This window comes from Pseudomonas sp. SDO55104_S430, from assembly GCF_054070595.1.
On the sequence record NZ_JBSVXG010000192.1, the window covers coordinates 1 to 11,144 of the forward strand.

Sequence of the window (11,144 nt, forward strand, 5' to 3'; positions counted from 1 at the left end):
GAGGACATAACATTCAACATCTACGTTGGCTGTTATGACGCCATCGCGGGCAAGCCCGCTCCCACAGTGATATTGGGTGTTCACGAAACTGCGGTCAGCCCCGTCTATCCAGCAGATTCACCACCAACCGATCCACCCATCCCCACACCCGCTGCTTGACCCGCCGCCACAGCGGCCGGCGTCGCCATTCTTCCAGGCTCACTTCCTGGCTCAAGCCGAAATCCCGTTCGAAACTTGCCGTCACCGCCCGAGTCAGCCCCGGGTCCAGCGCTTCGAGATTCGCCTCAAGGTTGAACCGCAGATTCCAGTGATCGAAATTGCACGAGCCGATGCTCACCCAGCCATCGATCAGAACCATTTTCAGATGCAGGAAACACGGCTGATACTCGAAGATCTTCACCCCGGCTTTGAGCAGGCGCGGGTAGTAGCGATGGCCGGCGTAGCGCACCGATGGGTGATCGGTGCGTGGCCCGGTCAGCAGCAGCCGCACGTCGACACCCCGTGAGGCCGCGCGGCGCAGGGAGCGGCGGACTTTCCAGGTCGGCAGGAAATACGGCGTGGCCAGCCAGATGCGCTGCTGGCCGCTGTTCAATGCACGGATCAGCGATTGCAGAATGTCCCGGTGCTGACGGGCGTCGGCATAGGCGACCCGGCCCATGCCCTCGCCCGTGGACGGCACCCGGGGCAGGCGCGGCAGGCCGAAATGCGAAGCCGGTTTCCAGGCGCGGCGATGGCGGTTGGCGATCCATTGCCGGTCGAACAGCAGTTGCCAGTCGAGCACCAGCGGACCGGTGATTTCCACCATCACCTCGTGCCATTCACTAACGTCTTCGGTCGGCGTCCAGAACTCGTCGGTGACACCCGTGCCGCCGACCACCGCCAGGCTCTGATCCACCAGCAGCAGCTTGCGGTGATCGCGATAGAAGTTACCAACCCAGCGCCGCCAGTTCAGGCGATTGTAGAAGCGCAGCTCGACCCCGGCGGCCGTGAGGCGCTGACGCAAGCCCAGGGTGAACGCCAGACTGCCGTAATCATCGAACAGACAACGCACCCGCACCCCGCGCTCGGCCGCCTGGACCAGCGCCTGGACCATGGCCTCGGCACAAGCGCCCGCCTCCACCAGATACAGCTCCAGCTCGACCTGCTCCTCGGCGCGGGCGATCGCCACCAGCATGCGCGGAAAGAACTGCGGGCCGTCGATCAGTAGTTCGAAGTGATTGCCTTCTCGCCAGGGAAAGATCGGCCCGGCCATGTCAGCGCGCCGTGAAAATCAGCACCGCGCCCACGGGCACGGACAGGCTGATGGCCGACAACCCGACGATCTTGCGCAGGGTTTCCACGCCCGGTGCCAGGTCGAAGTCTTCGGCATTGAGCACCACAGGCTCCAGGGTCACCATCTGGAAGCGCCGGTCATCCAGCCGTGTGGCCAGCAGTTGGGCGTTGTAGGTGTTTTGACGACCGTGCAGGTCGACGGTCAGGGGCAGGCGCAGCTCCAGTTGCGCGCCGGAGGCGAGGTCGTTGATCGGGCGCAGATCGATTTGCGTGGTGATCAGGGCTTCGGGGAATTTCTCGATCTCGAACAGCTCCTTGCGCATGCGCTCGTCGCGCAGCGGCACGCCGCTGTTGATCGATTCGAGCTCGACCTCCACCTGCGCCAGCCCGCCAGGATCGACCTTGCCGTGCAATACCAGAAAGCGCTGCACTTCGGACAGGTTGGCGTTTTTGGTGCTGACGAACGACAGCCGCGAAGACTCGCCGTCCAGGTACCAATCGGCCTGGGCCGCCAGAGAAGCGCCGCTCAACAGCAGGATGGCGAGGGTTTTAGTGACAGACCGCTTGAACATAGAAAACCATGGGGCAGATAAACCTGTGCTGAACCTTAACTGCCCGCAGCACTATTGCAAACCGAAGATCTTGTGATTTTCAGGCCATCGCCTGCTGCACTTCACCAATGGTGGCAGCGAGGCTGTTGAGGTGCAGGCTCAGGACCCGCTCCACCGGCGCCTCATCCATCGGCCAGTGCAGCGCCATGCTGCCCACCAGGCGACCATCGGTGCGAATCGGCAAGGCCACCGCGCGGATCAGGAACGGCAGGCGCACCGGGTATTCCCAGTGGCCTTCGGTCCGCTGGCCGAAACCTTGTTGCAGCGCCTGTTCGGTGGCATTGAAGAGAGATTCGTCACTGAGCCCTGCGCGGGCAGCCAGACGTTCCACTTCCTCGCTTTGCAACTCGCCCAGGCAAGCCCGACCCATGGCTGAATGGAACAGGCTGGCGTTGTGCCCGACGATCTGGCAGTTGTGCGGATAGCGTTTGCGCAACGCCAAAGGAATCGAACTTTCCATGACCTCGACCCGCTCACCGTCGAAACAGGACAGGTCCGTCACCAGCCCGGTACGTTCGCTCAACTCCAGCAGCAGCGGCGCGGCGTTCTCCACCAGACGCCGCTTGAAGCGCTGCTGACTGTCGCCAAACAGGCACTTGGCACGCAACCGGTATTGCCGATCGCTCAAGCCGCGATAGACCCAGCCCTGCTCCTGCAAGGTCAGCAACATGCGTGACACCGTGGCCTTGGGCAAGGCGGTCAGGTAATGCAACTGCTCAAGGCCCAGCGCCTGATGCTCGCCGAGCAACTCGACGATCGCCAGGGCGCGCTCCACGGAACGTACGCTGCCGCCTTCTGCCTTGCTGTCCATGTGTTCGACTTCCCTCTGCGCGGAATGGATGGACATTTTATACAGCAAGTTACAGGCCCATCCGGCGCCCTCAAGCCAGTTGCAGACAAGCGGGCGGCCGACGCTTGACCCATTGCGTCAGCTGTTCATGGGCGTAGGCCAGTTGCAGCACGGCAAAGTCGGCCTGGGCCGGGCCGATGATCTGCAGGCCCATGGGCAGGCCCGCCGGATTGAATCCCACAGGCACGTTCATGCTCGGAAGTCCCGCCAGGGTCGGGCCGATCACCACCTCCATCCAGCGGTGATAGGTGTCCATGTCACGCCCGCCAACAACGCGCGGCCATGGGGTCTGTGCATCAAAAGGGAACACTTGGGCGGTGGGCAGCAACAGGAAATCGTAACGTTCGAACAATTCATTCAGTGCCCGGTACCACTCGCTGCGACTGACCGAGGCCTGATAGACATCCGCCGCGCTCAGGCGCATCCCACCCTCGACTTCCCATTGCGCTTCGGGCTTGAGCTGCTGGCGCTTGTGCGGATCGGCATACAACCCGCCAAGGCTGCCCTGCACCAGCCAGTGCCGATGCACCAGCCAGGTCTGCCACAGGCGCTCCATTGAAAAGTCCGGCTGGCAGGCTTCGACCTTGCAGCCCAGCGCCGCGAAGTCCTGCAACGCCGATTCGCACAGGCTCATCACGCCCGGCTCCATCGGCAGATAGCCGTTGTAATCCCCCAGCCACCCTACTCGGACATCGCTGAAGTCCTGGGCCAGCGGCTGCTGGAAAATCTCCGGACTCTGAGTCAGCGACAACGGCACTCGCGGGTCATAGCCGGCCTGAGTGCCAAGCAATCGGGCGACATCGGTCACGGTGCGGCCCATCGGCCCTTCGGTGGCCAGTTGCTGGACGAACGTCTCCGGCGCCGGTCCGTGGGGCACGCGTCCGAGCGATGGCCTGAAACCGAAGACATTGTTGAACGCCGCCGGATTGCGCAGCGAACCCATCATGTCGCTGCCGTCGGCCACCGGCAGCATGCGCAGGGCCAGCGCCACCGCCGCACCGCCGCTGCTGCCGCCAGCGACCAGCGTCGGATCGTAGGCGTTGGTGGTGGTGCCGAACACGGTGTTGTAGGACTGCGAACCGAGGCCGAATTCCGGCACGTTGGTCTTGCCGATGATGATCGCCCCGCTCTCACGAACCCGCGCCACGCTGATTGCATCCTGCGTCGGCACCTGCTCGGCGAACAGCGGCGAACCCATGGTCGTGCGCAAACCGGCGGTGGCCGCCAGGTCCTTGATCGCCTGGGGCATGCCGTGCATCCAGCCACGGGACTGGCCCTGGTCCAGCTGGCGGTCGCAGGCGTCGGCTTCGGCCAGCAATTCTTCTTCCGAACGCAGGGACACCAGCGCATTGACCTGCGGATTGAAGCGTTCGATCTGTGCCAGATAGGCCTGCATCACTTCACGGCACGAGACGTCCCTTGCATGAATGGCCCGGGACAGCGCATCGGCGTCCATTTCAACAATCGGATGGATGCTCAAGATTTCACCTCAAGGTTAAGTGCGACAGATTTCTTTGCGCGATGTGTCTCCTGCATGCAGTAGGTACCCAACAGCGTCAGCAGGCAAGTGAACAAAACATAGAAGGACGGTGCCACCGGCGTCGCCAGGACCTTGCTCAGCCAGGTGACGATCAGCGGAGCAAAACCGCCGAAGACCATGACCGCGACGTTGTAGGCCACCGAGACCCCAGTGGAACGCACTTCGACGGGAAACTGCTCGGCCAGCGCGGTCGGTGCTGGGCCGAAGAAGCCGCCGATCGCGCTGCACAGCAGCAGCTGCATCACTAGCAGACGTTCAATCGAAGGCGCAGCCGCGACCCACACAAACAGCGGATAGACCATCACGAAAAACGCCAAGGTGAAGGCCATGAGCACCGGACGCCGGCCAAGGCGATCCGACAACGCGCCGGACAGCGGAATCACCACGGTCATCACCGCCACCGCCAGCATCTGCACCAGCAGCACCTGATCCAGCGGCAGGCCGAGGTTCTTGTGGGCGAAGGTCGGCATGTTCACCAGCACCACGTAGAAAGACACGGTCGCGCCACAGGCCAACCCCATGGAAACCAGAATCGCCCGCCGATGCTCGCGAAGAACTTGCAACAAACCGGGGCCATCTCCCTTGGCTTGTTTGCGCGCTTCGAGGAATTCTTCCGGCTCTTCCATGTGTTTGCGAATCCACAGGCCCACCGGGCCGATCAGCAGACCGATCACGAACGGAACGCGCCAGCCCCAGCTGTCCAGCGCCTCGGGCGACAGCATGTGAGTGAACAACGCCACCATCCCGGCCCCGGAAAACACCGCCAGACACTGCCCCACCAGTTGCCACGAACCGTACAAACCCTTGCGGTGGGCCGGTGCGCTTTCCACCAAGAACGCCGTGGCGCTGGCGTACTCGCCGCCGGTGGCGAAACCCTGGAGCATCCGTGCGACCACGATCAACAGCGGCGCGCCCATGCCGATGGCGGCATAGTTCGGCGCGAAGGCGATCATCGCGATGGACACCGTCATCAGGCGGATGATCATCTGCATCGCCGCCTTGCGGCCCTTGCGATCGGAATACATGCCCAACAGGATGCCGCCCACCGGGCGCATGAAAAAGCCGACGCCGAAGGTCGCGAGCGCCATCAACAGCGAGGCGTATTCGTCGTCGGACGGGAAAAACTGCTTGGCGATGAGGCTCGCCAGAAAGCCGTAAACGATGAAGTCATACCATTCCAGCGCGTTGCCGATAACGGCGGCGACCACTTGCCGGGTGCGCGAAACACCAGTGCTCGAAGTGTGCATGGGGGAACTCTCCAGAAACCTGTTGGGTAATGCCGGGCACGACATGGCGCGCCCGGTCCAGCGGCAGTAGAAAGAGCGGGAGGGTCAGGCCGGCTTGAGCCAGCTCTCGGTCAGCGCGCCCCAGAACGCGGCGCCGGTCAGGAGGATGTCGTCGTTGAAGTCGTAGGCCGGGTTGTGCACCATCGGCCGCGATACGCCGTTACCGATGAACAGATAGGTGCCTGGGCAGCGTTGCAGCATCCAGGCGAAATCTTCGCTGCCCATGAGCTTGGCGGTGTTGCCATCCACGGCGTCTTCGCCAACCAGCTCGACGCCGACCTGACGGGCGAACTCGGTTTCGGCGGCATGGTTGACCAGCACCGGGTAGGCCGGGCGGTGTTCGATGGTTGAGGTGCAGCCGAAGCTGGCGGCCTGGGATTCGATGATTGCGCGCACGCGTTCGAGGGTCTGCTCGCGCACCTCAGGGGTCAGCGCCCGCAGGCTCAGACGCAGGATGGCCTGCTGCGGAATCACGTTGGCCGCTTCACCGGCCTGCAGCGCGCCGACCGTGACCACCGCCGCCTGCTGCGCATCGATGTTGCGCGCGACCACGGTTTGCAGGGCCATGACCACGCTCGACGCGGCCACCAGCGGGTCCACCGCCAGATGCGGCATCGAGCCGTGGCCGCCGACGCCTTCGATGGTGACAGTCAGCAGATCCTGCGAAGCCATCATGGGACCTGCGCGAAAGCCCAGGTGCCCTTCAGGCAGGCCCGGCATGTTGTGCATGCCGAACAGCGCATCGCAGGGGAAACGTTCGAGCAGACCATCGGCGAGCATCGCTTCAGCGCCGCCCTGGCCTTCTTCGGCAGGCTGGAAAATCAGGGTCAGGGTGCCGTCGAACTGACGGGTCGCCGCCAGGTAGCGCGCGGCGCCCAGCAGCATGGCGGTGTGGCCGTCATGCCCGCAGGCGTGCATGCAGCCCTTGTGCTGGCTGCTGTAGGAGGCGCCGGTGTTCTCGATGATCGGCAGCGCATCCATGTCGGCGCGGATGCCGAGCTTGCGCGAACTGCTGCCGTTACGCAGCACGCCGACCACGCCGGTCTTGCCGATGCCGGTGTGGACTTCATAGCCCCATTCTTCAAGCGACCGGGCGACCAGTGCCGAGGTGCGGTTCTCCTCGAAGCCGAGCTCGGGATGGGCGTGGATGTCCTGGCGGGTGGCGTGCAGGTCGCTGGCCACGTCGTTGAGCCAGGCAAGGATGTGCTGATGTCGGGTCATGAAGATTGTCCTCTGGCGGGGTGAATTCCCGTTCTTTTTGTTCGCGGCGATTTCGCGACACAACAAGGCAGGTCGCGCTCACCGCCAGATAACCGCGAGATGCGAATGAGGACAATCGAATGTGGTTCCACGGTGTGGAACCGTGATTATGGAGACAGGCGGCAACCCTGGTGTTCGCCAATCCACACGGCGCTGTTGCTGCGTCCCAGGCCGCTGACAGTCACGCGCTTGCTCGTGCTGTCATCGGTAAAACCGCTGAACGGCAACCACTGTTTCACATAGCCATGACAGTACCCGGCATCGTTGTTCATCACATACCGGCACGAACAATATTCCTTGGCGGTGTAGGCGCTGATGATGTCGGGAAATGCCCACAACGCGACCCGTTCGTGCCAGATCCAGCCGAGCAGAACCAGCACCAGGATCAGCATCAGCGAACGAAGCGGACGACGCAGGAAGCCGGTCATGGCTGCACCTTCCCGGCGAATGTCTGGCGTGCAAGTTTGAGCAGTTCGTTGTGTGAATAGCTGCCATCGCGATCATCGGCGTAGCGGACGATCACCAGGTTTTCGCCCGGAATCACGTACATCGCCTGCCCCCAATGACCGAGTGCGGCGAAGGTATCGGCAGGCGCATCGGGCCACGGCTGAGTCGCTCCGTCCGCTGCGCGATTGAGCCACCAATGCCCGCCCGGCACCGCCTCATCCTGATGTGCCCGGTAGTGCGCGAACGGCTCGCGGTTGAACGCGACCCAGTCTTTGGGCAGCAATTGCCGGTCGCCCCAGCGACCGTCGCGGGCCATCAACAGGCCGATCCGCGCTAGGTCGCGAGCGGTGAGGTAGGCATAGGACGAAGCGACGAAAGTGCCCGTGGCATCGGTTTCCCAGACCGCGCTGTGGATGCCCAACGGCTCGAACAATGCGGTCCATGGATAGTCGGCGTAACGCTGCACGCCGACGATGGACTTCAACGCGGCGGACAATAGATTGCTGTCGCCGCTGGAGTATCGGAACGTCTTCCCCGGTGCGGCGTAGCTGTCGTGAGCGGCGGTGAACGCAGCCATGTCCGTGTGGCCACGGGTGTAGAGCATGGCCACCACCGAGGATTTCAACGGGGCGTATTCGTAGTCTTCCTGCCAGTCCAGGCCCGAAGCCCAGTGCAGCAGGTCGGCCATGGTCAGGTCGGGGTGATTTTTCAGCGGCGGGTAATAGTTGGCCACCGGGTCCTGCAGCTTGAACCGGCCTTCGCCATAGGCCACCCCGAGCACCGTGGCCATCAGGCTTTTGCTGATCGACCAGGTCAGGTGCGGAGTGTCGGCGGTGGTCGGGCCGGCGTAGCGTTCGTAGATCAGTTGGCCGTCGCGGATCACCAGCAAGGCATCGGTGCGAATGCCTTTGCGGGTGGTGTCATCGCGGGGTGGAAAGGCGTAGTGCTCAAGCGCTTCGAGCGCCGGGCTCGCGGGGGGCGGGGCGACGGGCCATTCATCAGCGCGTGTCGAGAGGCTGAGCAACAGCAGCAGGAACAGGGACAAGCCTTTGAACATGGTGGAGGCTCATGGGTGATAACCGGGTGAGCCTAGTCGAGTTTGATGACAGTTCCGGGATTTGCGTTGGCATTGAATACGCCTTCGCGGGCAAGCCTCGCTCCTACAGAATTATGTGGGCCTCACAAAATCCTGTAGGAGCGAGGCTTGCCCGCGAAGAGGCCGGTCAAAACGCCGCCAACGCCTTGGCCAACCGCTTGCCTCGCGCGCCCGCCGCCAGATCCATCACCGCCTGATCGCGCTTCCACATCGCGGCCCACTCCGCTGGACCATCGGCCAACGCCTGATTCACCTCGGCCTTGAGCCCGTCGAACTGCGCAAACAATCCACCCAACAACACATGCCCCGCCTGATTACCCGGTGGCTGCCGACTGACTTCGGCGCATCCGGCCAGCAGCGCCAGCAAACGCAACTGCAGGCTTTGCGGCCAATCGCTTTCCTGACCGACGCCATACAGCCACGCGGTCATCGCACTGAGCACATAGATGTCTTCCAGGGTACGAAACGGTTTGACGTAGGCATCCCAACCGCCTCCCGCCAGCAACTCGCACAGCGCGTTATCCAGAAACAACCGGCCATGGCTGATGTCCGGCATCAACGGAATCGCCGGCAGCTTTTCCACCCGCACACCCGGCTCATCCGGGTAGACCACCGCAAGACTCAGGCGTGGATCGTCGTCCTCTCGCTCGCTGCGGGCAGCCACCAGCAGCCAGTCGGCGGCATCGCCCGCGGTGACGAAATCCTTGCGTCCACTTAGACGCAAACCGTTGAGGCGGGTCTGCATGTCGGCCGGTCGCAGGCTGCGTAGCTCGGTCGCGCACAAGGCGCCGAGGCTGGCTGGAGCGCTCGGCCAAAGCATGCGCAGCGCCGCCTGATAGCCCACCAGAAACGCCAGCCCCGGGGTGGCCATCAGGCGCCCGCCGGCCACCGCCAGTTCAAACGGCGTGACGTTGCCCAACTGCTGCAACAACGCCGCGAAGCCCTCGCCCAGGTCGGGGTCGGCAGGCAGGCGATCGCGGCGATTCAACAGGGTTTGCCAGGGCATAAGAGGCTCCTCGAGGGCTGTCATATAAGCATCACCAAAGCTTAATGGCGATGACACCGGGGCTACATAGCCTGACTTTGCACAACACGGCTGGATAAAGAAAGTCGATCCGCTGTAACCCACAGACGGGTAAGCAGCCCGCACGGAGAATCGCCATGACTCAGATCGCCCGCATCAGCGACACCGGCAACGAACGCCGCCTGCAAGCCGAACGCCTGGTGGGACCGCAGGCGCTGCAGGAAGCTCAGGCCCTGCGCTTCAACGTGTTCAGTGGCGAATTCAACGCCAAACTCAAGGGCGCCGAGCTGGGTCTGGACATGGATGATTACGACGTTCACTGCTTCCATATCGGTGTGCGCGACCTGAACACCGGCCGTCTGGTGGCAACCACCCGCCTGCTCGATCACACCGCTGCCACCACGCTGGGCAAGTTCTACAGCGAAGAAGAATTCAGCCTGCACGGCCTGGTCAATCTGCAAGGCCCGATCCTGGAAATCGGCCGCACCTGCGTCGACCCGGCCTACCGCAACGGCGGCACCATCGCCGTGCTCTGGGGCGAACTGGCCGAAGTCCTGAACCAGGGTGGCTACAGCTATCTGATGGGTTGCGCGAGCATCCCGATGCACGACGGTGGCATCCAGGCCCACGCGATCATGCAGCGCCTGCGCGAACGCTACCTGTGCACCGAACACCTGCGCGCCGAGCCGAAAAAACCGCTGCCCGCGCTGGACATCCCTTCCAACGTCATCGCCGAAATGCCGCCGCTGCTCAAGGCCTACATGCGCCTGGGCGCGAAGATCTGCGGCGAGCCGTGCTGGGACGAAGATTTCCAGGTGGCCGACGTGTTCATCCTGCTCAAGCGCGACGAGCTGTGCCCGCGTTACGCCAAGCACTTCAAGGCGGCCGTGTGATGCGTCGGATGCGCGTGTACGCGCGAATCGCCCGGGTATTGCTGGTGGTCACGCTCGGCCTGTGCATGGCCAGTGTGTTCGGTGTATTCGAACGCTTGGGCCTGGCCCATTCGATGGCCCGCCGGCAGCGCTGGTCGCGGTTTTTCATGGCGCGCCTGAGCAATGCCCTGCCCTTCGACATCCACGTGCAAGGCGAACTGCCGAAGACGCCGATGCTGTGGGTCAGCAATCACGTGTCCTGGACCGACATTCCGCTGCTGGGAATGCTCACACCGCTGTCGTTCCTGTCCAAGGCCGAGGTTCGTACCTGGCCGGTGGCGGGTTGGTTGGCCGCCAAGGCCGGCAGCCTGTTCATTCGTCGCGGTTCGGGTGACAGCCAGTTGATCCGCAAGCAGATGACCCGCCATCTGCAACAGGAACATCCGCTGCTGATGTTCCCCGAAGGCACCACCACCGACGGCCGTTCCCTGCGTACCTTCCACGGTCGCCTGCTTTCGGCGGCGATCGATTCGCAGGTGAAGCTGCAACCGGTGGCGATCCGTTATCTGCGTAACGGCGAGCCCTGCAACCTGGCGCCGTTCATTGGCGACGACGACCTGCTGTCGCACCTGATGCGCCTGTTTGCCAATGATCGTGGTGAGGTGGAGATTCATCTGCTCAAGCCGATCGCCTGCGAAGGCCGGGAGCGTGCTGCGCTGGCGTTCGAAGCGCAGCAGGCGGTGCAGAAAGCGTTGTTTGGGGCGATCCCGGAAACCCAACGAGCGCCGATGCGCCCTGCTATCGCCGCCTGATTTTTTGAATACACTCGGGACCCTGTGGGAGCGGGCTTGCTCGCGAATGCGATATGTCAGACAACATTGATGTC

At 63.3% G+C, this 11,144-nt stretch carries 11 protein-coding genes; 2 read left to right on the plus strand and 9 right to left on the minus strand.

What is annotated here, in order from left to right; all coding sequences use genetic code 11:
• Positions 1 to 94 precede the first annotated feature (94 nt).
• The 9 genes from ACW9JE_RS24090 to ACW9JE_RS24130 form a co-directional block, all read right to left on the minus strand.
• A complete protein-coding gene (locus ACW9JE_RS24090) occupies positions 95 to 1,252 on the minus strand; it encodes a phospholipase D-like domain-containing protein (protein ID WP_457434159.1) in 1,158 nt (385 codons plus the stop codon).
• 1 nt (position 1,253) lies between these two features.
• Entirely contained in the window at positions 1,254 to 1,844 is a 591-nt protein-coding gene (locus ACW9JE_RS24095; protein ID WP_457434160.1) for a YceI family protein, read from the minus strand.
• A gap of 79 nt (positions 1,845 to 1,923) precedes the next feature.
• Positions 1,924 to 2,694 (minus strand): IclR family transcriptional regulator, encoded by a 771-nt coding sequence (locus ACW9JE_RS24100; RefSeq protein WP_224537006.1) that lies wholly within the window; start codon positions 2,692 to 2,694, stop codon positions 1,924 to 1,926.
• A gap of 70 nt (positions 2,695 to 2,764) precedes the next feature.
• Positions 2,765 to 4,213: an amidase gene (locus ACW9JE_RS24105; RefSeq protein WP_263487873.1), complete on the minus strand. Its 1,449-nt coding sequence runs from the start codon at positions 4,211 to 4,213 to the stop codon at positions 2,765 to 2,767.
• Complete coding sequence (locus tag ACW9JE_RS24110; protein WP_224537004.1) at positions 4,210 to 5,520, minus strand: citrate-proton symporter; 1,311 nt, start codon at positions 5,518 to 5,520, stop codon at positions 4,210 to 4,212. The genes ACW9JE_RS24105 and ACW9JE_RS24110 overlap by 4 nt, the downstream gene beginning before the upstream one ends.
• An 84-nt stretch (positions 5,521 to 5,604) precedes the next feature.
• Positions 5,605 to 6,780: a M20 aminoacylase family protein gene (locus ACW9JE_RS24115; protein ID WP_457434161.1), complete on the minus strand. Its 1,176-nt coding sequence runs from the start codon at positions 6,778 to 6,780 to the stop codon at positions 5,605 to 5,607.
• A gap of 146 nt (positions 6,781 to 6,926) precedes the next feature.
• Positions 6,927 to 7,247: an amidase gene (locus ACW9JE_RS24120; protein ID WP_457434162.1), complete on the minus strand. Its 321-nt coding sequence runs from the start codon at positions 7,245 to 7,247 to the stop codon at positions 6,927 to 6,929.
• Entirely contained in the window at positions 7,244 to 8,323 is a 1,080-nt protein-coding gene (locus ACW9JE_RS24125; protein WP_457434163.1) for a serine hydrolase domain-containing protein, read from the minus strand. Before ACW9JE_RS24125 ends, ACW9JE_RS24120 begins: the two co-directional genes overlap by 4 nt.
• 166 nt (positions 8,324 to 8,489) lie before the next feature.
• Positions 8,490 to 9,368, minus strand: coding sequence for an acyl-CoA dehydrogenase family protein (locus tag ACW9JE_RS24130; RefSeq protein WP_457434164.1), 879 nt, complete (start codon positions 9,366 to 9,368; stop codon positions 8,490 to 8,492).
• A 155-nt stretch (positions 9,369 to 9,523) separates the two neighbouring features.
• Here ACW9JE_RS24130 and olsB point away from each other — a divergent pair, with 155 nt between their 5' ends.
• The gene (gene olsB, locus ACW9JE_RS24135; protein ID WP_457434165.1) at positions 9,524 to 10,279 is read left to right on the plus strand and encodes an L-ornithine N(alpha)-acyltransferase; all 756 of its coding nucleotides are present in this window, start codon (positions 9,524 to 9,526) and stop codon (positions 10,277 to 10,279) included.
• Positions 10,279 to 11,070: a lysophospholipid acyltransferase family protein gene (locus ACW9JE_RS24140; RefSeq protein ID WP_457434166.1), complete on the plus strand. Its 792-nt coding sequence runs from the start codon at positions 10,279 to 10,281 to the stop codon at positions 11,068 to 11,070. The genes olsB and ACW9JE_RS24140 overlap by 1 nt, the downstream gene beginning before the upstream one ends.
• Positions 11,071 to 11,144: the final 74 nt, after the last annotated feature.